22 protein-coding genes and 8 pseudogenes are annotated in these 23607 nt (G+C 69.7%); 13 read left to right on the forward strand and 17 right to left on the reverse strand.

The window, feature by feature from the left end:
- A pseudogene (locus IEZ01_RS35295) lies at positions 1–69 on the forward strand (DUF3291 domain-containing protein); the annotation flags it as partial.
- Positions 70–447: 378 nt separating this feature from the next.
- On the opposite strand, the gene IEZ01_RS29355 reads toward IEZ01_RS35295, so the two are convergent.
- The 4 genes and pseudogenes from IEZ01_RS29355 to IEZ01_RS35300 form a co-directional block, all read right to left on the reverse strand.
- Positions 448–1077 carry a carboxymuconolactone decarboxylase family protein gene (locus IEZ01_RS29355; RefSeq protein WP_229833275.1) on the reverse strand — a complete coding sequence of 210 codons (630 nt, stop codon included), beginning with the start codon at positions 1075–1077 and terminating at the stop codon, positions 448–450.
- The gene (locus tag IEZ01_RS29360; RefSeq protein WP_189204695.1) at positions 1074–2456 is read right to left on the reverse strand and encodes a beta-ketoacyl reductase; all 1383 of its coding nucleotides are present in this window, start codon (positions 2454–2456) and stop codon (positions 1074–1076) included. Before IEZ01_RS29360 ends, IEZ01_RS29355 begins: the two co-directional genes overlap by 4 nt.
- Before the next feature lie 125 nt (positions 2457–2581).
- Positions 2582–4141, reverse strand: coding sequence for a beta-ketoacyl synthase N-terminal-like domain-containing protein (locus IEZ01_RS29365; RefSeq protein WP_189204697.1), 1560 nt, complete (start codon positions 4139–4141; stop codon positions 2582–2584).
- Between the two features lie 158 nt (positions 4142–4299).
- Positions 4300–4671, reverse strand: a pseudogene (locus IEZ01_RS35300) (hypothetical protein); the annotation flags it as partial.
- A gap of 190 nt (positions 4672–4861) precedes the next feature.
- On the opposite strand from IEZ01_RS35300, the gene IEZ01_RS29370 reads away from it, so the two are divergent.
- Positions 4862–5023: a DUF3592 domain-containing protein gene (locus IEZ01_RS29370; protein WP_189204699.1), complete on the forward strand. Its 162-nt coding sequence runs from the start codon at positions 4862–4864 to the stop codon at positions 5021–5023.
- A gap of 141 nt (positions 5024–5164) precedes the next feature.
- On the opposite strand, the gene IEZ01_RS29375 is transcribed toward IEZ01_RS29370, so the two are convergent.
- The 6 genes from IEZ01_RS29375 to IEZ01_RS29400 form a co-directional block, all read right to left on the reverse strand.
- Positions 5165–5776 carry a DUF4241 domain-containing protein gene (locus IEZ01_RS29375; protein ID WP_229833277.1) on the reverse strand — a complete coding sequence of 204 codons (612 nt, stop codon included), beginning with the start codon at positions 5774–5776 and terminating at the stop codon, positions 5165–5167.
- Positions 5777–5860: 84 nt separating this feature from the next.
- Positions 5861–6952 carry a PP2C family protein-serine/threonine phosphatase gene (locus IEZ01_RS29380; protein WP_052185603.1) on the reverse strand — a complete coding sequence of 364 codons (1092 nt, stop codon included), beginning with the start codon at positions 6950–6952 and terminating at the stop codon, positions 5861–5863.
- Between the two features lie 549 nt (positions 6953–7501).
- On the reverse strand, positions 7502–8047 hold the full coding sequence (locus tag IEZ01_RS29385) for a hypothetical protein (protein WP_189204701.1): 546 nt from the start codon (positions 8045–8047) through the stop codon (positions 7502–7504).
- A 14-nt stretch (positions 8048–8061) separates the two neighbouring features.
- Positions 8062–8514, reverse strand: a complete 453-nt coding sequence (locus IEZ01_RS29390) for a hypothetical protein (RefSeq protein ID WP_189204703.1) — start codon at positions 8512–8514, stop codon at positions 8062–8064.
- 249 nt (positions 8515–8763) lie between these two features.
- Entirely contained in the window at positions 8764–9030 is a 267-nt protein-coding gene (locus IEZ01_RS29395) for a vWA domain-containing protein (protein WP_189204705.1), read from the reverse strand.
- A 72-nt stretch (positions 9031–9102) separates the two neighbouring features.
- Positions 9103–9345, reverse strand: coding sequence for a vWA domain-containing protein (locus tag IEZ01_RS29400; protein ID WP_189204707.1), 243 nt, complete (start codon positions 9343–9345; stop codon positions 9103–9105).
- Between the two features lie 596 nt (positions 9346–9941).
- Between IEZ01_RS29400 and IEZ01_RS29405 the strand changes: the two genes are divergently transcribed.
- The 4 genes and pseudogenes from IEZ01_RS29405 to IEZ01_RS36125 all read left to right on the forward strand — a co-directional run bounded on the left by IEZ01_RS29405 (position 9942) and on the right by IEZ01_RS36125 (position 11591).
- Positions 9942–10646, forward strand: a complete 705-nt coding sequence (locus tag IEZ01_RS29405) for an MmyB family transcriptional regulator (RefSeq protein WP_189204709.1) — start codon at positions 9942–9944, stop codon at positions 10644–10646.
- A 155-nt stretch (positions 10647–10801) separates the two neighbouring features.
- Positions 10802–11044, forward strand: a complete 243-nt coding sequence (locus tag IEZ01_RS29410; protein WP_019883847.1) for a hypothetical protein — start codon at positions 10802–10804, stop codon at positions 11042–11044.
- Position 11045: 1 nt separating this feature from the next.
- Positions 11046–11189, forward strand: a pseudogene (locus IEZ01_RS36215) (Clp protease N-terminal domain-containing protein); the annotation flags it as partial.
- The gene (locus IEZ01_RS36125; protein ID WP_425315100.1) at positions 11187–11591 is read left to right on the forward strand and encodes a Clp protease N-terminal domain-containing protein; all 405 of its coding nucleotides are present in this window, start codon (positions 11187–11189) and stop codon (positions 11589–11591) included. The pseudogene IEZ01_RS36215 and the gene IEZ01_RS36125, both read left to right, overlap by 3 nt.
- Positions 11592–11742: 151 nt before the next feature.
- Here IEZ01_RS36125 and IEZ01_RS29420 read toward each other — a convergent pair whose 3' ends face one another.
- Positions 11743–12177 carry a hypothetical protein gene (locus IEZ01_RS29420; RefSeq protein WP_229833278.1) on the reverse strand — a complete coding sequence of 145 codons (435 nt, stop codon included), beginning with the start codon at positions 12175–12177 and terminating at the stop codon, positions 11743–11745.
- A gap of 388 nt (positions 12178–12565) precedes the next feature.
- Here IEZ01_RS29420 and IEZ01_RS29425 point away from each other — a divergent pair, with 388 nt between their 5' ends.
- The 3 genes and pseudogenes from IEZ01_RS29425 (at position 12566) to IEZ01_RS36135 (ending at position 14327) form a co-directional block, all read left to right on the forward strand.
- Positions 12566–13129 (forward strand): dihydrofolate reductase family protein, encoded by a 564-nt coding sequence (locus IEZ01_RS29425; RefSeq protein WP_019883852.1) that lies wholly within the window; start codon positions 12566–12568, stop codon positions 13127–13129.
- A 106-nt stretch (positions 13130–13235) separates the two neighbouring features.
- Positions 13236–13826, forward strand: a pseudogene (locus tag IEZ01_RS36130) (dihydrofolate reductase family protein); the annotation flags it as partial.
- A 3-nt stretch (positions 13827–13829) separates the two neighbouring features.
- Complete coding sequence (locus IEZ01_RS36135) at positions 13830–14327, forward strand: DUF3471 domain-containing protein (RefSeq protein WP_373287679.1); 498 nt, start codon at positions 13830–13832, stop codon at positions 14325–14327.
- Positions 14328–14357: 30 nt separating this feature from the next.
- Here the strand turns inward: IEZ01_RS36135 and IEZ01_RS29435 are convergent, their stop codons facing one another.
- Positions 14358–15008, reverse strand: a complete 651-nt coding sequence (locus IEZ01_RS29435; RefSeq protein WP_189204713.1) for an HAD family hydrolase — start codon at positions 15006–15008, stop codon at positions 14358–14360.
- A 290-nt stretch (positions 15009–15298) separates the two neighbouring features.
- Here IEZ01_RS29435 and IEZ01_RS29440 point away from each other — a divergent pair.
- Positions 15299–16961: pseudogene (locus tag IEZ01_RS29440) on the forward strand (TROVE domain-containing protein).
- Between the two features lie 143 nt (positions 16962–17104).
- On the opposite strand, the gene IEZ01_RS29445 reads toward IEZ01_RS29440, so the two are convergent.
- Positions 17105–18367, reverse strand: coding sequence for an IS110 family RNA-guided transposase (locus IEZ01_RS29445; RefSeq protein WP_189204715.1), 1263 nt, complete (start codon positions 18365–18367; stop codon positions 17105–17107).
- 452 nt (positions 18368–18819) lie between these two features.
- On the opposite strand from IEZ01_RS29445, the pseudogene IEZ01_RS29450 reads away from it, so the two are divergent.
- Positions 18820–18945: pseudogene (locus IEZ01_RS29450) on the forward strand (IS5/IS1182 family transposase); the annotation flags it as partial.
- Between the two features lie 22 nt (positions 18946–18967).
- Here the strand turns inward: IEZ01_RS29450 and IEZ01_RS29455 are convergent.
- Positions 18968–19627 carry a hypothetical protein gene (locus IEZ01_RS29455; RefSeq protein WP_189204717.1) on the reverse strand — a complete coding sequence of 220 codons (660 nt, stop codon included), beginning with the start codon at positions 19625–19627 and terminating at the stop codon, positions 18968–18970.
- Positions 19628–19762: 135 nt separating this feature from the next.
- Between IEZ01_RS29455 and IEZ01_RS29460 the strand changes: the two are divergent.
- Together IEZ01_RS29460 and IEZ01_RS35315 are read left to right on the forward strand one after the other, a co-directional pair.
- A pseudogene (locus IEZ01_RS29460) lies at positions 19763–20059 on the forward strand (M20 family peptidase); the annotation flags it as partial.
- 50 nt (positions 20060–20109) lie between these two features.
- Positions 20110–20372, forward strand: a pseudogene (locus IEZ01_RS35315) (enolase C-terminal domain-like protein); the annotation flags it as partial.
- 121 nt (positions 20373–20493) lie between these two features.
- On the opposite strand, the gene IEZ01_RS29465 reads toward IEZ01_RS35315, so the two are convergent.
- The 3 genes from IEZ01_RS29465 to IEZ01_RS29475 form a co-directional block, all read right to left on the reverse strand.
- Positions 20494–21777, reverse strand: a complete 1284-nt coding sequence (locus IEZ01_RS29465; protein ID WP_189204719.1) for an NAD(P)/FAD-dependent oxidoreductase — start codon at positions 21775–21777, stop codon at positions 20494–20496.
- Positions 21778–22023: 246 nt separating this feature from the next.
- Complete coding sequence (locus IEZ01_RS29470) at positions 22024–22686, reverse strand: HAD family hydrolase (RefSeq protein ID WP_189204721.1); 663 nt, start codon at positions 22684–22686, stop codon at positions 22024–22026.
- A gap of 94 nt (positions 22687–22780) precedes the next feature.
- Positions 22781–23443, reverse strand: a complete 663-nt coding sequence (locus tag IEZ01_RS29475) for a LysE family translocator (RefSeq protein ID WP_028797169.1) — start codon at positions 23441–23443, stop codon at positions 22781–22783.
- Positions 23444–23607 lie beyond the last annotated feature (164 nt).

Raw genomic sequence — 23607 nt, forward strand, 5'->3', positions numbered from 1 at the left:
ACGTTCGCCCCCGACGGAACTCCGACCAGGACCAAAGGCATCGGGCCGAAGAGCGACCAGGTTCGCTGACAAGGAAGCCTGAACGACTGGGTTCGCTGTCGGACGCCTCGACTGAATGACGGCGAGTCTCACTGGATCGCGTCCGTCGGCCTGGTTTGTCTCCGCGGTTCGTGTACGCGAGGCGGTCCAGTACGTCGATGCCTTCGACAAGATCAAGAACCACCTCGACCCCCGCGGCCCGATCAGATCCCGCACACCGCCGGCGTGGCGGGCAGGAACTGCGGGGCCTGCCTCGCCCCCCACCACGCGATCCGCCAGTTCGCCCACACAGCCGCGTTGTCCGCCCGGCCGTGGACGCCGACCGTATGTCTCACCCTGAAATGTCAGCGAGCCCCAAGCCGGCCCTGATCGAACGACCGAGGGCCGGCTCAGCGGCATCGATGGTGATCAGACGGCGAGGGTGGCGAGATTGCCGGACTCGTAGTCGCCGCCCCGGTTGTTGAGGATCACGCCGAGCCGGTTGGTCGCGTTGATCACGGCGATCAGGGAGACCAGCGCGATGACCTGGTCGTCGTCGTAGTGCCTGCGCACCTGGGCCCAGGTCTCGTCGGAGACACCCTCGTAGCCGTCGATGATGCGCGTGCCCTCCTCCGCGAGGGCCAGCGCGGCCCGCTCGGCCTCGGTGAACACGGTGGAGTGGCGCCAGGCGGCGACCAGGTTCAGCCGGGCCGACGTCTCACCGGCGGCCGCGGCGTCCTTGGTGTGGACGTCGACGCAGAAACCGCAGCCGTTGATCTGGCTGGCGCGCAGCTGCAGGGTGTCGATGCCGAACGCCCGATAGAGCGCAGGGTGTTCCTCGGACGGGGTGAAGGTCAGTCCGCTCAGCAGACGCACTGCGGAATCCGTGAAGGTCGACGCCACGCCGGCGCCCATCAGCACAGCCAGTGCCGTCCTGCCCTGCCGTGCCTCGCGCACTGCCCACACGCCCAGTACCGCCGCTACTACGCCGGCGAGCGGGGCAATCACTGTATTGCCGAAGCCCCATCCGGCAGCGACGTTCAGTGCCCCGTTGCTCATGCCGGCTGCTCCTCCCGGTAGCCCATGCGGTGCATGATCCAGTCTGTGAGGCCCGCAGCGGTTGGTTTCGTCCAGAGGATGCCGCCGTCGATGCTCATCCCTAGCGAGTTCTCCAGCATCACCCTGAGCCGGACCGCGTTGAGCGAGTCCAGGCCGAGTGTGACCAAAGAAGTGCGGGGAGTGATGCGCAGGCTGGTGCCGCCGAGGATCTCGCGTACGCAGTCCGTGATGTGGTCTTCCAGCAGAACCTGGCGTTCAGCGTCGCTTGCTGACTCCCGCAACGCGCGCGGCAGACTGGAGCCGCTGTCCTTCCCCTGACGGTCCCCCAACTGCCGGGCAAACAGCGCCGAGCGGGCCGCGCCGGGGTACGGGGCGGTCCACTGGGCCAGGTCGATCGGAGAGTAGGCGACAAGAGGGTACCCGGCACCCAAAATGCGCTCCAGTGCGTCGACGCCCTCGGTGGGCGAGATCATCGCAACGCCCCGCTCGGCCATGCCCTGCCCGGCGCCCACCTGACTCCATGCGCCCCACTGGACCGAGGTCGCGGGCAGGCCCTGCGCCCGCCGCCACGCGGCGAGCCCGTCCAGCCACGCGTTCGCGGCAGCGTGCACCGCCTGCCCCGGCGAGCCCAGCAGGGAGGCAACGGAGGAGAACAGCACCCAATGATCCAGTTCGTGTCCGGTGGTGGCTCGGTGTAGCGCCCAGGCCCCTTCTGCCTTGCCTCGCCACGTGGTGTCGAGAATCGGGCGTTCGATGCGGGCGATGGTCGCGTCGTGGAGTTGGCCGGCGCAGTGGAAGACACCCCGCAGCGGCAATCGGGCTGACATCGCCTTCCGCACCGCTTTCTCCGCGATCCCGGCCACACCGATGTCGCCCTGAATGACTTCGACGTCCGCTCCTGCCTTGCGTAGTTCTTCCACCTTCGCGCGAGCCTCGGCGGAGGGCAGGGACCTGCCCAGCAGCAGGATGCGTCCCGCCCCCTTCCCGACCAGCCAGGCCGCGGTCAGCAGCCCCAGACCGCCCAGCCCCCCGCTGATCAGGTAGGAGCCGTCGGGGCGTACCAGGGCTTCCGGAGGGGAGGTGACGGTGGTTTCCGGGGCCCCGGGAACCAGTCGAAGGACGGAGAACCCGGTGCCCTGCCACGCGCACTCGATGGGCGGCCCGTCGTGAAGGAGCGTGCGGGCGAGCGCGGCGGGCTGTGTGGAGTCGGAGAACTCCACCAGGCTGGCGGCCACCTTCGGGCATTCGTAGGCGGCAGTGCGCAGTACCCCGCGCAGGGCGTCGACCGTCGGGTCCACGTGCTCACCGGGCCGGGCCACCCACAGCCTGCACGCCTGCGGCAGCTCGTCGAGCAGCCGGATCGCCTCGAGGGTACGCATCGCGCGGTCCGCGGCCGTCCGCGGATCCAGGGGGCGGTTGTCATCCTGATCGACTACGAGCACCACGCCGGCCGGATCAGCAGATTGGAGGTGCTCGGGGGTGAGGCTCTGTCCGAGTGGCACCGTTACGAGCTCGCACGGGACGAGGCGACCACACCCAGCCGCTCGCCGGCCGGCGAGCGGCGAAGTGCCAGGGTGTGGGCGACGTCCCTGAGCGGCACCTGCCCGCCCGGACCGTCCAGCCAGTCAGCCAGCCGTGTCGCCGCGATCCGCAGCGCCGGCGGGGAGGCCGCGGACAGAACGAACACGCGCTGCTGAGCCTTGTCGCCCGTCAAGCGCCGGTCGGGGATGGTGTACCGCGGGCCCGAGGTGGGTCGCCGCGCGGGCTTCGACGCCTCTTCCAGGAGCACGTGGGCATTGGTCCCGGAGATTCCGTACGAGCACACCGCCGCCGGACGGACCGCATCCGGCACCGGCCACGCGTCGACCAGATCGGTCGGCACGAACAGCCGTGAACCGGAGCCGGTGGGGATGGAGGGATGCCAGGCCGCGAAGTTCTGATTGGGTGGGATCTGCCCGTGGCGCAGACACTGCACCGCCTTGATCAGCCCAGCCAGGCCCGAGGCCGGCTCGGAATGCCCGATGTGTGTCTTGACCGACCCCAGCGCACACCGCCCCTGACCCCGCCCGTAGACCGTGTTGATCGACGTGTACTCGATCGGGTCGCCGACGTAGGTGCCGGGCCCGTGTGCCTCCACCCGACCCACCGTGCCCGGGTCGATCCCGGCACGGGCCACCGCGGCACGGAACACGTCCTGCTGGACCAGCGTGGACGGAGCAGTCATCCGCTCGGACTGCCCGTCCGCGTTGACCGCCGAGCCCCGGATCACCGCCAGCACCCGGTCACCGTCGCGGACCGCGTCCTGCAGCCGTTTGAGCAGCACCACACCAGCGCCCTCACCGCGCACGTATCCGTCCGCACGCTCGTCAAAGGCGTAGCACCGGCCCTTGCGCGACAGCAGCCATTCGGCCTCGTAGTGCAACCACTCCGGCGATGGCATCAGCAACGCCGCCCCGGCCAGCGCGGCATCGCAGTCACCTGCTGCCAGGGCACTGCACGCCACATGCACCGAGACCAGTCCGGAGGAGCACATCGTCTCCACCACCATCGCCGGCCCGCGCAGGTCCATGGCGAAGGCCACCCTCCCGGCCGCGTTGGCGGGGAAGTTCCCGAAGGCGTAGACGACGTCCGGACAGTCCTCCACCGGCCGGGCGTCCCGCAGCAGGTTGTCGGCCGCGTACATGCCCAGGTACACCCCTGGGCGCGACCCCCGCAGCCGGGCGGCCGGGACCCCGGCGTGCTCCGTCGCCTCCCACGCGGTCTCCAGCAGCAGCCGGTGCTGCGGATCCACCGTGGCCGCTTCCAGCATCGCCACTGACAGGGCCTCCGGCTCCCAGGCCCAGATGTCCCCGTCGAGGAAGCAGCCGCGGTCGTAGCGCTCGGCGTCATCCGGGTGCTGAAACGCTTTCAGGCGCCGGGCGTCCCACCGGTCCGCAGGGACCCGGCTGACCGTGTCCCTGCCCTCCAGCAGAAGGTTCCACAGCCCCGCAGCCGACTCCACCCCGCCCGGGAAGCGGCACCCGATCCCGATGACCGCGACCGGTACCTGCCTCGACACTGCCATGCTCAGCTCCCTGCTCCGCGATCGCTGTGCTGTGCTGTGCTGTGCTGTGCGTGCTGTGGACGAACCGGGAGAGCGGGACACGCCGCCCCACCGCCACTTCGTGTCACCCCCCGGAGCCTTGGAACCCGCCGCCGGGTACTCGATCCGACCGGTGCGGTCTACGCCGCCCCCGGGTCCGGGTAGAACTGGCTTGCCCAGCGGCGCAGGGGTCCGATGGGGCCGTCACCCTTGGCCAGTCGGGGGCGCGGCTCGTACCGGCCGTAATGCCAGACGGGGCCGTCTTTCGCAACGTCCTTGGCAGTGCTCCACAGGGCTCCCCGGTTCATTGCCCTTGCCAGGACTTTCAGCGGTACGCGAGTCGCCCGGCCGCCGGGACGCAGGGGCGGGCGGATCGCGACCATCGTGAGGACGCGAACCCGGACTCTGCCGGGATCGGTCGGGACGGGCAGGAGAGCAGCGAGGACGTGGACGGAGTCTCCGAGCCGGGCGGTGACGACCCCAGCCCCCAGGGCCCGGCCGTGCACCGATGTCTCCGAGGTGAGGGTGCGGCCGCCGACCCGTCACGATCGCGGCCGCGATGGCGGTCCCGGCGGCCATCAGACCCTGGAGGCTGCCCCGGCATGGCATCACCGTGACCGCGGACCACGCCCACGACGCCGCCCAGCCGAGCCTGTACCTGTACTCGGACCTGGGCGGGAACACGCTGAAGTTCTACACGACATGAGCGGCCGCCACAGTCTCGAGGTCAGCTACGACCCGCGTGACCCCAGCAAGGCGGTCCGCGCCGACGGCACAGGGCGATGGGCGCCGCTGATCATCCTCTTGATCGTGGGTTTCCTCGGCCTGAGCACCCTCGCCGGGTTCTTCGGCACCCCGTTCTGAGACCTCGGCCCGGTGGGCGAAGAGTACAGAAAGCAGTATCGGTAGGGCTTGAGGTGCGGCCGGAGAGAGGCCGAGTGCTGCGCAGGGTCCCTTTTCTGACCGTGACCCAGCTCAGTCTCACACCCGGCCTCAGACCTGGTCTCAAGCCGGCGACGCCTCCGCACCGTCGGCACTGCCGTTCTGCAGCACCGTCGGCATCCCTTCCACCAGCACCACCACCTCGGCCACGTTCCCGTCTGCGGAACGCCCCACCCATACGGGGTAGGTACCGTCGCCGGTCGTCGCGAAGGCGACCAGCTCGCCGCCCGACGCCTCGTCCCGCGTACGCAGCAGGTACATGGAGTCGGAGATGTCCTCCCCGGCTCCCGGCTCCCCGTGGACAAGGTGTCGCTCGAAGAGACGGTGGAGCGGCTCCCAGGCGCCGGCATCGGCGAAGCAGCCGGTCGCACCGTCGGTACTGAAGCCGAAGATCTCGTTCTCCCCGAGCAGCCGGGGGTCGTCATCCGGCCCGAGGGCCATCTCCCACGACGTGGCGAGGGTCTCGCCGACACGCAGCCGGACCGCAGTGGTGTCCGTACGGGTCACCCAGCCCTGGCTCCACTCACAGTCGTACCCGACGCGGACCAGCGCTTCTTCGAGCACGTACTCCCCCGGCGGGACAGCCACCGTGACGGCGGGCCCTTCGTCGAAGTCGTTGTCCGGTCCGGATATGGCCAGCAGCCCGCTCGGCACATTCAGGGTCGCGGTGGCCATGGCCCAAGGCCCTCTGCTAAGTGCACCGACGTCATCACGTCACCGTGTTGGCTGTTCGGACGGCCGCCCCCTGGGACGCCCGCCTCAGCGCTCACTGAGGCGTACGGCGAGGGCAGCGATGTCGTCGTCGAGGCGTCCCCTGCTGTAGCGGAGGAGGTCGTGGTGAAGAGCCGAAAGCAGTTCGCGGGGCGGTGTCGGGGGCTGTCGACGCATCCAAGCTGCCAGCGGGAAGAACTCGCCGTCGCGGGCACGGGCCTCGGCGATCCCGTCGGTGTAGAGGAGCAGCAGGTCGCCGGGAGCGAAGTCGAAGGTGTCGACGTTGTAATGGTCGCCGATCAGCTCCGCGAGGCTGAGCAGGGGCGAGGGCGTGGCGGACTCGAGGACACGGAGTTTGCTGCTGTTCCACAGCAGCGGCGGGGGGTGTCCGCAGTTGAGGATGTCGATGCGTCTGCCCTCGTGCGGGATCTCGGCGAGAAGGGCGGTGGCGAAGCGCTCCATCGGCCCGTCGGGGGGAAATGCGGCGTTGTATCGGGTGCTGCTGGCGTCGAGCCTGCGTGCGATGTCGACCATGTCCCTCTCGCCGTACGCAGCCTCTCGGAAGGCGTTGACGATCGCCGCGGCCGCCCCCACGGCCGGCAGGCCCTTGCCCCGCACGTCACCGATGAGCAGCCTGACTCCGTACGGCGTGTCGACCACCTCGTAGAAGTCCCCGCCGATGCGGGCCTCCGCCGCGGCCGCGATGTACAGCGACTCGATCTCCACGTTCCCGAAGCGGCGCGGCATAGGGCTCAGCACCACCTGCTGCGCCGCGTCGGCGACGAGCCGTACCTGGAAGAGGGTGCGCTCCCGCTGGAGCCGGAGGTGGCTTCCGTACGCGGCGGCGACGGTGACCGCGACGATCCCCGCGGCCGTCCACCACGTTCCCAGATCGGGGAAGACGAGGCTGAGGCCGATCATCAGAAAGAGGCAGACCGTCCCGAGCAGGACGGTGGGGAGGACCGGCCACATGGCGGCCGCCAGGGCCGGCGCCGCGGGCAGGAGGCGGCTGAAGGCCATCTCCGGCGGAGTGGCGTAGGCCAGGCTGGCGATCACGACGGTCAAAAAGACGGGCGACAGCCGCACGAGCCTCCCCCGGCCGTAGCGCCGACGAAGCCGCGGCCGTCCAGACTCGATCACATCCACCAGAATATCTACGCAATACGGGCATAGCACTCTGACGGGAGGAGTCGACTGCCGGCCCTTCCCGTCCTCCGCAGCGAGCGCCCCTGCGGCCTGCGCCACTCGAACTAACCCGTCACTGAGAGTCACGACCTCAGTCAAGCCGTTGAGCGGCGCGCGCCCATGCATCGGAGTCGCATGCGCGGCCTGCCGTCGGCACCGCGCCCGACGGCGACGGCGACGGCGACGAGGCGGCCAGCCCGCCGCGGCCCGCCCACCATCGGTACGCAGCCCGCACTCGCGCGAGGCATGCCCACGTTGTCGTACGTCGGGCCAGCAGGTGGAGGTGCCGACGGGGGGTGGGCAGCGTACGACTCGCTACGGAACGGGTCCTGCGCGGCCGCTCTGGGCCGACGGTCAGCGGTGCCCCGGGAGCTGCTGGGGGCCTGGCGGGGCGGACGAAGGAGTCTTGGACCGCGGGCGGCGACCGGGCCGGCCCGCACCGGGGACGCCCTACGCCTACCGGAGCGCTTGGCCAGGTCCTTCCACCTGGCCAAGCGCCGGGGGTCAGGCTGCCCTGCGGCGCCTGAGGGCGTAGAAGGTGATGCCGCCGAGCAGGAGGACGCCGGCGCCGATACCGGCCGGCAGCGCGCGCTTGCCGAGGGGTGAGTCGTCGGCCTTCGCGGCAGCCGTTGTGCCGCCGGTCCCGGCCTGTTCGCCGGTGCCGGTCGCGCCGGACCGCGAGGGGACGTGGGCGGCGTCGTCGCCGAAGAAGAACACCGGGCTCTTTCCGGAGCGCGGTGTCCCGGAGATGTCCACGGTCAGCGAGATCGGTACGACGATGCCCTTCGCCTTGGCGTGCGGCTCGGCGACCTGCGCCTGGATGTAGTACGTGCCGGGCACGTCGTATCCCTTGAAGTCGGGGCTCTTCGCGTCGTCCTGCTCGGTGACGTCCCAGGGCCCGCAGACCCGCTCGAAGTGCCCGGTCCTGCCCGTGAAGAGCTCGGCGGTGCGGAGGTCCTCGTTGCACTGCGTCGACTCGCGCTGGGCGTTGTAGACGGTGACGCTCCACCCGCTGGTGGCCGAGTTGGGGAAGTCGTTCGGGATGTCCACGCCGGCCTTGACCGTCAGTTTCTGGCCGCCTTCACCTCCACCCGCCAGAAGGGTGCCTCGCCGACGGCGATGGACTGGCGGTGGGTGCCCGGTCCGATCGGGGTGGCGCTGTTGAAGGAGAAGCCGCCTTCGGCGTCGGCTCCGGTACGGGGCTTCGGAGTCCGCTCGCCGGCCCCCTGGGTCGTCTTGTCCGCGATGCCGACGAGAAGCTCGACGGGCATCGGCCTGTCGCCGGACCGAGTGACCTGGTTCTCGACCACGATGCAGCCGGTGTCGTCCGGCGCGGGCTTCTCGTTGCCTGCTCCGGGCTTGCTGCGACCTCCGGTGGAGATGATGTTCGCCCACCCCATCGACTGTTCGAACTCCCGCAGCCAGTCACGGGGTTTGCCGTCGCCCGCAGGGCCGGCGGCAACGGTGATGATGGAACCGCGCGAGTACCCCTCCTCGGCGACGGCGGTGGCGCTCACCTGGAGCCGCTGGTCCGGCCGCTTCTTGACCTTGTAGTAGAGGTCGCGTCCCCCGGTGAACTTGGTCCAGGTACTGGCCGGGCGTGACCAGCGGCGCGTCCTGGCAGCCGTTGAGGGAGCCTTGGACCGGCTTTCCGGTGGCGTGGTACGTCCGCCACGCCTTGCGGAACAGGGTGCTCAGATTGTCGGTCAGCGAGTCGGCGTCCTCGGCGTCCGCGTACGACCCGTCGGTCACGTCGGCGATGCACTTCAGCTGCGCACGTGCCGAGAGGGCGTCCGGAACCCGATCACGTCCACGGCCAGGTCGATGCCCTGCTTCTTGAGCTCGCGTGCCACGTCGCACGGAGGCGGCGGGGCGCAGGTGTCGTCGCCGTCCGAGACCAGGACGATGCGGCGTTTGCCGCTCGTGCCGAGGTCCTTGGCGGCTTCGCGGAGCGAGACGCCGATCGGTGTGAACCCGACCGCTTTGAAGCCCGCGACCAGCTTCTTGGCGTCGGCCCGCGCAGCCCGGTCCATCGGCGTGACCGGCAGGACCTGCTGTGTGTCGGCGCAGCCTTGCTTCTTGTCCTCTCCGGCATACGTGGCGCCTTAGACGCGCAGGCCCAGCGGGGCCTGTTCGGGGGCGGTGTCGATGATGCGGCTGACCGCCTGCTTTGCGGCGGCGAGGCGAGTCTGGCCGCCGGCGTCGTTCTCGTTCATCGAACCGGACAGGTCGAGAACCAAGTCGATGCGGGCAGGCTCCGGAACCTCGGGTGCCGCGGGGGTGGCGCTCGCGGTCGCCGCCGGCGACAGGAGCGCGCCGACCATCAGCACGGGAACTGCAGCGAGCACGCGTCGTCGGCGTGGCCTCGGATACATGAAGGTGATCTCCAGGAAGTCTTGTCTGTCGGCCCCTTGGCACGCACCTGTCAGGAACGGCGCCAGGGAGGTGGAACGTGTTCTGGGACCGGGCACCGGCGGAGCGGACGTCGTGCGATGACCTCCGCCGGCTCAACTCCTGCCCGACAAGCCCGCACACCTTACGGTTGCCGATCCGGCCGCCGATCGGCGGTGTGGATCGCCGAACGCCGATGTCGTGCGACTCCGCCGCCGGGACCCCTCGAGCGGGATGGATTTGTCGACTGACGTCGACGGCCGCCGACACCCCCAGCACTCCCGCGGCAGGGGCAGCGGGTGACCCGGAGGTGAGTCTCGCGCGGTGTGATCATCCTTTCCAGGGTCTGTGAGTGCAGATAATCGGGCCGCCCCGGCTGCCGCCCGGGCGCAGCCCGAGTGGAAGGTGCCGAATGAAGCTGACGGCCAGTGACCGAGGCCGCCTCAAGGGGATACTTCAGGCGCGCCGAGCCGCGATCGACCCCGTGAGCTTGGGATTCCCCGAGCGACGGCCTGGTCCCGGTCGGCGAGCAGCCGGTCTGAGTCAGGGGCAGATGGACGTCCTGCTCACGCGCACCCCGGGTACGTACAATCGGTTCGAGAACGGTCAACTCGCCGCCCCCGGGGCCGACCTCCTCACCTCGGTCGCGAGGACGCTGCGATTGGACGAGCAGGAGTGGGCGTTCCTGTGGATGATCACCCGCAAGGAGAGCCCACCCCATGCCCTGCACGGCAGCTCGGGGACGTCCATCGCCGGAGCGTGGCAGCGGGTCACCGACCACATCCACGGTGCGTTGGCGTACGTCGACGACGCCGAATGGAACATCGTCGTACACAACGAGGCCTTCCGGCGCCTCTTCCCCCGCGGCCAGGCCCCCGCCAACGTCATGCGCTGGATACTTCTGGACCCCGAGGCCCGCACCGACGTCCTGATGCAGTGGGAGACCCACTGGGTGCCGGCCATAACGCCTCACCTGAAGCACAGCGTGGAGCTATGCCCGGAGAACCGGGCGCTCGGTCGTCTCGCGTACGACGTTCTCAACGACCCCGTGGCCGGACCGCTCTATCTCGAGCATGCGGCGGCCCCCATCCCCTATTTCGACGGTTCCGAGCTGCCCGTACGCCACGCCGTTCACGGAGCCGGCCGGCTCACGACCTGCCTCGCCGAACCCGTCACCGCGCCGGGAGCCCGCATCAATCTCAGCTTCTACACGCCCGGAGCGTTCGTCCTCCCCGAGCTGCCACGAACTGACCAATAGCAGCCCCCTCTGGCCTGACCTCGCCTCGCCTCACCTCCTCGCCGGCCATTCGCAACCAGCGCGGCTGCCCGCTTGCCTCTCGGTTCAGGGCTCCAGTTTCCCCGCCTTGTCAGGGTTACTTGACATTGCTTCAGTGTCAGGGAACCCTGACAGGCATGGGAGCTGAGGACACACCGGCCTCGCTGGCCGGACAGGTCACCAACAAGGACCCCGCGGTGGGACTACAGGCCGTCGTCGCCCTGCGGCGTCTCCTGGAGGAACTCGAGCGGGTCCACGTCGACAACGCCCGCGACCAGAACTGGTCGTGGCAGAGCATCGCCACGTCCCTGAACGTCAGTCGGCAGTCGGTGCACGAGAAGCATGCGAGTAGGCGCAAGGCCGAAGGCAAGGAGAAGTAACGTGTTCGAATTCTTCACCGACCGCGCGAGGCACGCCGTGGTGCAGTCCCAGGACGAGGCGATCGCTCTCGGCCATGACTTCATCGGTACGGAGCACCTGCTGCTCGGCCTGGTCGGCACCGATCAGAGCACCGCGGGGGACGTGTTGCGCGAGCAGGGCGTCGAGCTCACGCGAGCCAGGGAGGAGACGGTACGCATCCTGGAGGCCGCCGGAATCGCCGCCACCGGCGGCCAACCCGCGAAGGACGCGCTGTCGTCCCTCGGCATCGACGTGGAGGAGATCCAGCGCCAGGCCGACAACAACTTCGGCCCCGGCGCCTTCCAGTACCCCAGGCCCGCCTACACCCCGGATGCCAAGAAGGCACTCGAACAAACGCTGAGCGAGGCGCAAGCACTCGGCAAGGACAGGTTCGGCACCGAGCACATCCTGCTGGGCATGCTGGCCGCGGGAGAAGGCCGCGGCCTCGATGTCCTGGCGGCGCTGGAGGTCGACGCTGATGCGCTGCGCGAGGCGGTGCTGGCTCGCGTGACGGGGGACGCCTCGTAGCGACGGTTACGGATGCGGGCGCTGCCTGACGGGAAGGCCGGACGCCCCACGCCCGGATGAGACGGGTGGGCTCTTCGAGCCCGAGATCACCAGGGCTCTCCCCCGAATCTGTCTTCGGGTTGGCCCTACAAGGGCCGGAGCCGTGGGCAGGTCAGCGAAGAGTAGGGGTTATGAGATCAAGGGTCAGCAGGTTCCCCCAGTCATTGGTGAACGTTGCGCGCATCCTGTCGTACCGCACGCCGACGAACGGGTTGGAGTGAAACATGACGGCGACCCACCGCAACGAGGAGTCGACGTCGAGACGGGCGAGGTAGCCGATGTTGCCCATTCCGCCGCCCCCGCCGGAGATCCATCCTGATCCGTCCGGTAGCGGGTCCTCAAAGGAGGTGGTCACCTCATCGGTGTTGTGCTCCTCAAGCGCCTGGGCCACATCGAACGGTCCTCCGATACGGAAGGGAATGGGCTGCCCAGCATCGGGGTGGTACGCCCCCGGACCGTCGACATGCAACTCCAAGCCCGTGTCGTCGGGCCGGTACAGCCCGTCACGGAGCGGCATCTCCCCGGCCTTCCAGAGTCCCTCGACCATTCCCATAGCCCACCCCCGCCATCAACTGCCTTGAATTCCGCGTTGTCCGCACGCAAAGAGCACCACCGTCAAGCCGGACGACCACGGGCTCGAGCGCTCGCCTGGCGGCCTGACCACCACTGCACCTGACCGTCGGACAGGGCACGTAAGCCTCCATGATGAACCGTGCTTCCCTGCGGCGGCGCGGAATCCGCTGCGTGTGCCGGAGCACGAACTCCTCCCCCGCCGACGTCCATGGGCGAACGGGTTTTGTCATCGCGGCATTATGGAAGATCCCGGGGTCGCACTGCCGGAGAGGTGACTCGACTTACGGGATCCCGCGAGCCGCGATGAGTCCTGCGGTGTCCGGCGGTCATACTGTCGAACCCGTTCCCGAGGAGGGCGTCTGATGCGCAGCGTGACCTATTCGATGAGCGTCTCACTCGACGGCTACATCGTCGGGCCGGACGGCAACTTCAACTGGACGGCGCCCGTCGAGGAGGTCTTTCGCTTCTGGATCGACGAGATTCGACAGGTCGACGTCCACCTGCTGGGGCGACGGCTTTACGAGACGATGCTGTACTGGGAGACCGCCGACCAGGATCCGACGCTCGACGACTCGATGCGCGAGTGGACCGCGCTCTGGAAGCCGCTGCCGAAAGTCGTGTTCTCCACCACGCTGTCGGCGGTGCAGGGCAATGCCCGGCTGGCCTCCGGCGGCCTGGCGGAGGAGATCGGGCGGTTGCGAGCCGAGCCGGGAGAGGGCGAGATCGCGATCGGCGGCGCGACTCTCGCCGCCGAGGCGGCCGCGTTGGGGCTGATCGACGAGTACCGGACCATGGTCTACCCGGTGCTGGTGGGCGGCGGCATCCCGTACTTCCCCCGAAACGAGCGCCGGGTGGATCTCGAACTCGTCGAGACCCGCACCTTCAGCTCGAAAGTCGTCTACCTCCACCACCGCGTGGCGCGTTAGCCGACATGCCGCCCCGCGCGTCGTTCTCCCGATTTCCCATCCGCCACACGCTTCGCGCTTCATGCGTGAGCGATGAGTTTCGGCGGCGTATCGGGTCTGCCCTGGTATGACTCGAATCATCGCTGACATCTCTGTCTCCCTCGACGGCTTCGTCACCGGACCCGATCCCGGCCCGGACAACGGTCTGGGCACCGGCGGAGAAACCCTGCACACGTGGGCGTTCTCCGACGACCCCGACGACCGCCGGGTGCTGCGCGAGGGGACCGCCCGCTCGGGCGCCGTCGTCCTCGGCCGCCGCCTCTTCGACGTGGTCGACGGGCCGAACGGCTGGGACGACACGCGCGGCTACGGCGCCGGTGAGGTCGCCAAGCCCGCGTTCGTCGTCGTGACGAGCTCGCCGCCGGAGTCGGTGCGGACAACCGACCTCGACTGGACCTTCGTCACCACCGGTCTCCACGACGCCGTCGCCGCCGCGCGCGAGCGAGCCGAGGCGGCGTCGTCGGCCGGCGGCAAAGACCTCGACGACGCCGAGGCCCTGGAACGTACCCACTGGCCCGAATCGGTGGCCAACCCACCCAGCGCCCCCGCTGGCCGGACCGGCTTCTACGGTCTGGGGTGGAACGTGAGCTACGACGACGGGGGCCGGCTCAGGCTCTCCCACACGGGAGCGTTCGCCCAGGGCGCGCACACCAACGTGACGATGCTGCCGGGCGAGCGGCTCGGCATCGTCGTCCTCACCAACACCGCACCCGTCGGCGTGGCCGATGCCGTCGCCCTCGACTTCTTCGACATCGCGCAGACCGGCGAAATCAGTCGCGACTGGATCCCGATCGTCGACGCCCTGTACCAGCAGGAGGCGGACGAAGGCCGGTCGAAGGCCGATTACGCCCGCCCGCCGGCCGATGTCACCCCCGCGAAGGCCGCCGACACCTACACGGGCACGTACGGCAGCGACTACTACGGGCAGGCGGAGGTCGTCGCCGGCTCGGACGGGACCCTGACACTCCGTCTGGGGCCAGAACCTCAGTCGTACCCGCTCACGCACTTCGACGCCGACACCTTCAGCTTCGAAACCGCCGGGGAGAACGCCGTCGGCCGCACGGGCGTCACGTTCACCCCGGACCATAAGTCCTTCACGGTCGAGTACCTGAACACCCAGGGCCTCGGCACCTTCACCCGCAGCGGACCGTCCAGGTAACGGCGCCCCGCCACCCCGTCGCGGATCGCCTCACGGAAGGAAAGCGAAGGCGAGGATGTCGGGGACTGCTTCGCGCAGGCTTCCGAAGTGGCGGTGCACACCGGCCGCCGGGACCTCGGTGTTGACCCCCCACACCGTCATACCGGCCCGCAGCCCCGCCTCCACTCCGGAGGGGGCGTCCTCGATGACCAGGCAGTCCTCGGGTCGGGCACCAAGCTGCTCGGCGGCCAGCAGGTACGGCACGGGCGACGGTTTCCCCTCCTGCACCGCGGCGGCGTCGACGATCACGCGCGGGAGCGGCAGGTTCGTCCGGGCGAAACGCCCGCGCACCCGATGCTCGTAGTTCGATGTCACCAGTGCCCACGACGCCACCGGCAGGGTGCCCAGCAGCTCCGACGCACCGTCGAAGGCGCCGTAGACGCCGGAGCGCACATCCTCGTCCTCCAGCTCGTGCAGCACAGCGAGACACTCCGCCGGATCCCGATCCGGAGCCACCTGCGCGAAGGTCTCCGCCGGCCGTGTCCGCAGCGCCACGCGATGGACCTCATCCGCGTCCAGCCGGTACCGCCCCGCCCACATCTCCCAGACCCGGCGCTGGTTGGCGACCGCGTCGATCAACGTGCCGTCGACATCGAAGAGGACGTACCTACCGGGGCGGGGCTGCGCAAACTCACTGATCACGCCATGATCATGCCAGGTGGCACGGCCGTCGGCGCTGCGGCAGGCGCCCGGTTAATCGCTGGTGCGCGCGACCGGGGCCCTTGTAGGTTGGCGTCGCGACCGCGCCTTCCGATGCGCTCGGCTGCGGCTACTTCCTTATGACAACCAAGTGACGCCGCCGCCCTCTTTGATCTCGGCAGGCGCGGGCGTCTTCGCCCCGTCGCCCCTTCGGCCGGGGCCGTCCAACTCTTCGAATCACGGGGGATTCGCTGCCTCGTTACACCCCACGCGTCTCCAAGGTCTGGTCCCAGATGCTCGTGGCCCCGCACGTCTCGGCGGGCGCCCGCTCCCTTCCCCCACCACGGCTCCAGCACGGGCCTGCCCAGCCGGACTTCCGCACGTACGCGGGCGGCTCGGCCTTCGTCCGGGAGCCCCGCGAGGAGCTTTTCCTCCTCGCGGTCGGCAACTTCGTCTCCCAGCAGACGTTCTACGAGAGCGGTGAGGAGCGGGACGAACGGTACGCCCGTCTCGTCGGTGAACTCGCCGTCCAGGACCCCGTGTGGACGGCCGGCCTGTTGCGCTGGCTTCGCAGCGAGGGCAACCTGCGCACGGCGTCTCTGGTGGGCGCCGCCGCGTATGTGCGCGCCCGGCTTGAGACGGGCGCGTCCGGTGGCCCGTCCAGCCGGTCCGTGATCGACTCGGTGCTCCAGCGCGCCGACGAGCCCGGCGAACTGCTCGCCCACTGGATCTCGTCGTACGGGCGGAACGTGCCGCAGCCCGTGAAGCGGGGCATCGCCGACGGCGTACGCCGGCTGTACACGTCCCGCTCCCTGCTCAAGTACGACACCGCGTCCAAGGACTTCCGCTTCGGCGATGTGCTCAACCTGGTGCACGCCTCCCCCGACCCGGACAAGCCCTGGCAGGGCGCGCTCTTCCGGTACGCCCTGGACCGCCGCCACCATCCGGAGCGGGCCGCCCCGCCGGCCTCCGACCATCTGCTGACCGCCCACCGGGCGCTGATGGAGACGGCTGCGGGCGAGCGGCGGGCGGTGGTGACCGGGCCGGGCGGCTCCGAGCGGCTGGCCGCGGCGGGCCTGACGTGGGAGGCCCTGGCAGGCTGGCTCGGCGGACCGATGGACGCCGCCGTCTGGGAAGCCGTGATTCCCACGATGGCGCCGATGGCGCTCCTGCGGAACCTGCGGAACTTCGACGAGGCGGGCGTGTCGGACGACGTCGCGGCGCGGGTCGCCGCGCGGCTCTCGGACGCCTCCGAGGTCGCTCGGTCCCGGCAGTTTCCCTTCCGCTACCTGGCGGCCTACCAGCACGCGCCGTCGCAGCGCTGGGCGTCCGCGCTGGAACGGGCCCTGAGCCTCTCCCTGGCCAACGTGCCTCCCCTGCCCGGCCGGACGCTGATTCTGGTGGACCGGTCCGATTCGATGTTCTGGGACGGTCTCCGAGCGGTCGAAGCTGACCCGGGCGGACGCGGCGGCCGTGTTCGGCACCGCGCTGGCCATGCGTGCCGAGCAGGCGGATCTGGTGGAGTTCGGCTGGGGCAGCGCAGAGGTGCCGTTCGCGCCGGGCGAGCCGGTACTTGAGGTGCTGAAACGCTTCCGCAGCCTCGGCGGCACCTACACCGCGAAGGCGGTGCGGAAGCATTACCGGGGGCACGACCGGGTCCTGATCGTCACCGACGAGCAGGCCGCCCCCTACGAGCCGCTCCCGCCGGCCGAGCTGGTCCCGGCGGAGATCCCGGTCTACACCTGGAACTTGGCGGGGTACCGGCCCGCCCACGGTCCCACGGGCCCTCACCGGCACACCTTCGGCGGCCTCACGGACGCCGCGTTCCGGATGGTCGGCCTGATCGAGGCCGGTCGCGTGGCCGCTTGGCCGTGGACCGCCGATCTGGACCGAGCCGTCGGACACGGCCTGGCGCTCCCGGAACGGGACCTGGCCGCGAGCGAGCCGAGGAGCTAGGTCCTGTCTGATAATTGATCTTGTGGCGGGTCGTGGCGAGCTGACGGATGAGGGGAGCTGAGGGTGCCCCGGACCGGCGCCGGACGGCCTCGCTGCAAGCCCGACGCGGTCATCGTGGACAAGACATCCCACGCGGATAAGCGTCAAGCTGCTGCTGAGGTACGACTGGCTGAGGTCTGCGGGAAGGCGATTGCTTCGTCGTAGGTGTGACCGTTCTGGAGGCAGTGGAACAGCATGCCCATGAAACGGTTGAAGAGGTTCCGCTGTGCTGCGACATGGCGGTCGCCGGCTGCCCTGCGGCGGTCGTAGTGGGCTCTGGCGCCTGGTGACCGGGTGAGAGAGACGAAGGCCCAGACGTAGCCGACGGCGGCCAGCCTCTGGTTCTTGACCTTCCGGCTCATGACCTTGCAGCTCTTGCCGCTGGCTCTGGTGACCGGGGCGCTTCCCGCGTAGGCCTTCAACGATCCGGCGTTGGCGAACCGGGTCCGGTCATCGCCGATCTCCGCCAGGACCCGGGCGCCGGTCAGTGCGGCGAGACCCGGAAAGCTCCGGATGACCGGTGCATCCGGATGCTTCTCGAAGGCCTGCGTAGCGGCTTCCTCGAGCTGGCCCGCGTTGTCGCAGGCGGTGTTCAGCTGCCTGAGCAGAGCGGATGTCTGATGCCCGAGAGCCGCCTCGACCTGCGGGAGCTGGTGGAGGTAGTCGCGTTTGAAGACGTCGTGGAGCCGTTCGGCTTCGGCCTGGATACCGCGGATGCGGCCGGCCTGCTTGAGTAGCGACTGCAGGCGCCGCCGTGTCAGCTTCGCAGCCGATGTCGGGGTCGGTGCTGCGGCCAGGATGCTTCGGGCTTCCCTCGAACACAGGCCGTGCTTGTGACTCGCGAAGGCGTCGATGATCGCCGGGTAGAACTCTCTGAGCTGGGAGCGAAGCTTGTTGTGGGCTTGGCCGCGTGCCCAGACGGCGTCCTGCTGAGCCCGAGCGAGTACGGCGATGGCCTGGACGAGCTCGGAGTCCGCCGGCAGCGGACGGTGGGCCGCCATATCGGTTCTCAGAATGTTGGCGAGGGCCGCTGCGTCGACAGCGTCCGACTTCTTGCGGGCGACGGAGTGGCGGTCCCGGTAACGGGCGACCGCCAGCGGATTGATCGCGAAGACCGGTCGGCCGGTGGCCCGCAGACAAGCGACGAGCAGTCCGCGTGACGTCTCGATCGCCACCGGAATCGGGGTGGCTTCGTTATCACCGTGCTCGCCCAGCACAGCCATGAGCTGGGCATACCCTTCGGCATCGTCGCTGATCCGCATCTTTGCGAGCTGCTGCCCACCCGCATCGACCAGTGCGATGTCGTGATGGTCTTCGGCCCAGTCCACCCCGCAGAACACTGGCGTCGGTAACCCGGTGATCTCCATCCGGCCCTCCTTCGTGACGTCTCTCTTCCCAGGTCAGAGCCTGTGCAGGGTGCGCGTGCTCCCTAATGGAAGTGCTCAAGGCACGTCATCCCACCAGCCGTTCGCAACCCCAGCGAGTCGCACGGCCCTCGGTCTGCGTCAGAGCTGAAAGCTCAAGGCAGAGCTGAGAAGTGATCCGCACAACCGGCTCGGACTACGAACAGCCAAGCGCCCCAGAGCCGAGGGCGGGCCATCCCGCGGTAACAGGATCTCTTCGAGGCCCAAGCAGAACGAACCGCACCTGATTCCGAACACTCCTGACCGGACTGCTGGGCGCGAGTCAGCCTCGTCTTGTCAACAGGGCTCTCAGGCCCGGGCATACTCAAAGGCTCGGCTCACGCCCACGAAGGCCAACTCCCGCCAGCCTTCGCTTCCCATTAGGCCAACTCCCGCCAGCCTTCGCTTCCCATTAGGCGTACTCGTCGCGCGCGATCCGCCGGGTCCTGCGCAGGTGGGGCATCCGCTTGGTGATCCCGGAGCGGGCTGACCAGAAGGCCAACCGCCTGCGGCGCGGACAGGCCGGCGGCAGACCGCCGGCGAAGATCCTTTGTCAGACAGTGCCTAGGGCCGCTTCGGGTCCCCTGTCGGGGTGAGCGTCCACGAGCCGCGCGACCGGATGTACAGCAGGCAGGGCTTCTTCGGCGTGACGGCCGCCGCCGTGAACGCCCCGGACCCCTCGCACAGGAGCTCCCCAGGTCGGAAGTCCGCCCGGAGGGCGTGCAGCGAGAAGGCGGACCCGTCGTGCTGGCTGACTCGCAGCGGCTCCCGGCCGCCGGGATGCCGCAGGACGTACGAGCCGGTCGAGCCCACCTCCCGCATCAGGAGCGGGATCTTCTCCGGCGGGTGGAGCCAGATCCGCCACCCCCGCCGGGTGTGCATCTCCAGGTGGATCGTGTCCTGGCCGTCGGCGGGGACCGGGACGACCGCCCGCGTCAGCGAGGAGCTGTGCGTGAGGATCTGCCGGGGCAGCTTGTCGTCGCCGCGCGGGCTGGTCAGCTCGACCCACGAGTCGGCTGCCCGCTCCAGGTGGACCACGAGCAGCGCGGGCTCGCGCGGGTCGGTACGGCTCAGCTGGACCCCCGTGTCGCCACGGTTCTCCCGGCGCTGCCGCGTTCCCGTGTGTGCGGGCCATGTCCCGTACGGATCCGCGGAGTTGGGCGGGGGGAGCGTCGGGGCCGTCTCGGCCGATCCGCGGCCGGGGCGTCCCTTCGTCCGGGGCACGGGCCGCGGGTCCGGTGTCCGCTCCCGCAGGCCGCTCTCGATCGGCGGCCGTCCCTCCGCCAGGCGTACGGCATCGGCGGCGCAGACGGCGACCGTCCGCGCGGCGCCCCCGGCGGGGGCCCAGCGGACCTCCTCATGATGTCCGCGGGGACCGCGAGCAACACCGTGCCCGCGCGGGCCGCACTCAACGTGGATGTCCGCGTCCCTACCGCCGCGGCGCAGACGGCCGTCGACCAGCCGATCGCCCCCTTGACCCAGGCGGCGGTCGGCGGCGCATCCGACGGCAACTGCACCGCCGGCGTCGGCTGCCCCACCCTCGACGGCCTCGGTGCCGTCGGCGACGGCGCAAACGCCGACCACGAACACGTCGTCACCGCCACAATGCCGGTCCGCGCCCGTCTCCTGGCCCACCTCGTCGGAGCGCTGCGATGAGCCGACTCGAACTCCGCGAACTCCACACCATGGAGGACCTGGAAGCACGCCGCATCCACGGCATCCCTGTCTGGTGCGGCGGCATGCTCGAAACCGGCATCGGCCGCGCCGCCAACGTCGCCCTCGCGCGCTGCCCGGCTTCACCCTCCCCGGGGACACCTCTGGCTCCCACCGCTACTTCGCCACGGACATCACCGACCCGTTCGTCCTCAGCGAGGGCCATCTGAACGTCCCCACCGGGCCGGGCCTCGGCGTCGAGCCCCTGCCCGACGTGCTGGACGAGATCACCACCGCCAGCGAATGGATAGCTCTCCAGCCTGCGCTCAGGGCGCCGCCACAGTATGCGAGGCTCCCCGGCTCATGGCCCCCGGGAGCCTCGCCGTGGGCGCGGAGCCGAGCTTTGTGCACGTCACCGCCTGCCCGATAGGACTCGGTCATGAGCCTGTGTGAGAGAGGTGCGGGGGCGGCACAGTCGCCCCACGGTGCTTGAGGTTGACGGCCGCAGCCCTGGCCACTGCCACGGGGCTCAGGAATCGCAGCGGACCGATCAGGCGGGACGCGAACATATGCATGTGCCGCGCCAATGCCGCGTCGCGCGCTGCCGCCGAGAACATCAGTCGCTCCATGGGATTGAACGGGCGCGCCTTGGCGAAGTCGACGGCCAGGTTGTGGTGACCCAGCAGTCGGCGCTGGTGGTTGCGTGCGTACGTCCGAAGGGACTTGTCGAGGTCGCCCCGACCGGTGGCGGCCGAGGCGACCGCCTCCGTCAGCCATTGCGCGGTCTGCAGGGCCCACCCGCATCCCACTCCCCACAGGGGATCGCTGGTCAGCGCGGCGTCGCCGATGAGCGCGACGCCCGGTGCGGTCGGCTTGCGGCTGTGCAGTGGGTAGTTGACCAAGCCGGTGATCTTCGTGATGCGCTCGGCGGAGTCGACGGGCGGCGCCTCGGGCAGGGCGCGGACGAACGCGGCGAAGCTGCCCTCCAGGTCTTCTCGGAAGGCCGGCAGCCTCTTCTTGGCCGGGAGCACCGCGATGACCGTGACCCCGTCGTCGTTGGGAAACGCGTACGCCATGTCGGGCTCAAGGAACCACGTGTGTGCGATCCCGCGGTGCAGCGGAAGGTTGCGGAAGTGCGCGAAATAGCCGAACCGCGCGTTCTCGTACTGCCGAGCACGCACCCCGGCGAGCCTCGCCACGGCCGAGTCCTTGCCATCGGCACCGACCACCAGCCGGGCCCGGAACTCCCGCTCGCCCTGGGGTGTCGACGCGCGCACCCCCACGGTCCGCCCGGCTTCCCGGACCAGCCCGGTCACATGATGGCCAAGGAGCAGATCGACGCCGGGAGTCTCCGCCGCATGGGACCTGATCAGCGGGTCGAGCGTGCTCCGCCGGATGTTGTACCCGTACGGCAGCTCGGGCCCCTCCGGCGCGGCCCTCGGCTCTATCCATCCCCAGCGGGTGTGAAAGCGGGCTTCGTTGCGTACGGCTCCGGCCTTCTCCAGGGCGGGTATGAGGCCGAGTTCGTCCAGCACCGGGTAGGCGCAGGCCGTGATGGAGTGGGTGCACAGCACCTTGTACGCTTCGGGGTCCGTGCGGCGTTCCAGCAGTGCGACGCGGACACCGCGTCGAGCGAGCAAGGTCGCCGCGGCGCTGCCGGCGAGGCTGGCGCCGCTGATGACGACGTCGTAGTCGTATCGCGCGCTCTCAGGCTTGGTCATGCACTGATCGCCCCCTTCGGGCTGTGTGGTGCCGTTCGCGGACGTGGTGCAGGGCCCCCGCTTTCCAGATTGGCGCACGTGCCGGCAGACACCCCTTGTGTCATCGCCAGCACCATCAGCCGTCTGTGGCACCGACTTTGACTGGCCATCAGGGTGCCGGTCAACGCCAGGCCACACGCAGAAGCGGCATTTCCTCAACTCGCTGGGCCCCCCGTACGCTCACAGAGGGTGGGGTCAGCAGTTACGTCATGCGCCCAGCCGCCTGGCCCAGTCCCGCACTTCGGGTTCGTCCAGGCTGGTGCCGAGCCAGTCGTGATCGAGGTCGGCTCCCGGAAGGGTGGGTACGACCGCGACGTAGAGCCCGGCGGCACGCGCCGAGGCGATGCCCGTCGCCGAGTCCTCGAAGGCGACGGCACGCTTCGGGGCCACGCCGAGTGTCTCGCACGCGGTGAGGTAAAGATCCGGTGCGGGCTTGGGGGAACGTACCTCGTCGGCGGCGAACGAGTGGGTGAAGTATTCCGCGAGACCGGCCGACCACAGTGCCGCGTCCAGCAGTTCCCGGGGGCTGTTGCTGGCTACGGCGATGGGTACGGCCGCCCGGCAGGCACGTACCAGTTCCGCCGCCCCGGGGAGGGCCGCGGCACCTCGGGAGAGTTCCCCGCGGATTCTTTCGAGGAGTTCGGCGGCGATGTCGGCCCCGGCGTCGGGGCGCCCGAAGTATTCGGCCATGACCTGTGCGGCGGCCTCCACGGTGTGGCCGATGACCAGGGCTTTCTGTTCGGGACCGAAGGGATGGCCGTGCGCGGCGAAGATGGCCGATTCCGCAACGGTCCAGCAGGTTTCGGTGTCGACCAGCAGGCCGTCGCAGTCGAAGACCACGGCCTCGATGCCGGTGGCGAGCGTGCCCATGCGGATGTCCTCTCACTTCGAGTGGTGTGCGGGTTGTCGGTTGGGCGGCTGTCGGACGGAGTGCGGTTGCGTCGGCGTCGCGGCCACCGGTCCTCTACTGTCCGAGTGCGAGCCGGATACCGAAGGCCGCGATGACCGTGCCGGTGATCCGGTCGAGGTAGCGGCGGGCCGAGGGGCGTTGCAGGCGGTCTCGGAGCGTGTGCGCGAAGGCGATCAGCGCACAGGCCCAGATGACGGCCAGGAGAATGTGCACGCCGGCCAGCAGTACCCCTGGAGCGAGATGCGAGGCGCCGTCAGGAAGGAACTGCGGGAGCACCGCGACATAGAAGGCACCCATCTTCGGGTTGAGGAGATTGGTGACGAACCCCTGCCGCCAGCCGCCGACCAGGGTGTCGTCGCCCTCCCTCACCTTGGTCTCGGCCCCGCCCCCGGTCGCGGACTCGCCCCGGCTCGGGCTCGATGAGCGGCGCCAGGTGGCCCACAGCAGCCTGCCACCCATCCACACCAGGTATGCGGCTCCGACCCAGCGAAGGGTCTCGTACGCGAGGTGGGACGCGGTCAGCAGCGCGGTCACCCCGAGCGAGGTGAGCACGCCCCAGACCAGCGTGCCGCTCTGGATGCCGAGGACCACGCCCCAGGCGCGGCGGCGGTGCCCGAGCGCGGCGGTACGCAGGACGAGGGCGGTGTCCAGTCCGGGGGTGAGCGTGAGGAGTCCCACTATCAGGGTGAAAGTCCCTATCGCGTCTAGGGTGATCATGAGCGATCACCCTAGGCATGAGACCGCGTAACGTCCATATTCCTGCCCGGAATCGGGCAGGAATATGGCATCTCCCCCTCGTTTTGCGCATCACGCTTCAGGCGACGCGCCTGGCCGTCTCGGCAGCCTCGTGCTCAGGCCGGGTGAACGCGGGCCTGTACCGC

This window comes from Streptomyces purpureus (genome assembly GCF_014648195.1).
Taxonomy (GTDB): domain Bacteria; phylum Actinomycetota; class Actinomycetes; order Streptomycetales; family Streptomycetaceae; genus Streptomyces; species Streptomyces purpureus.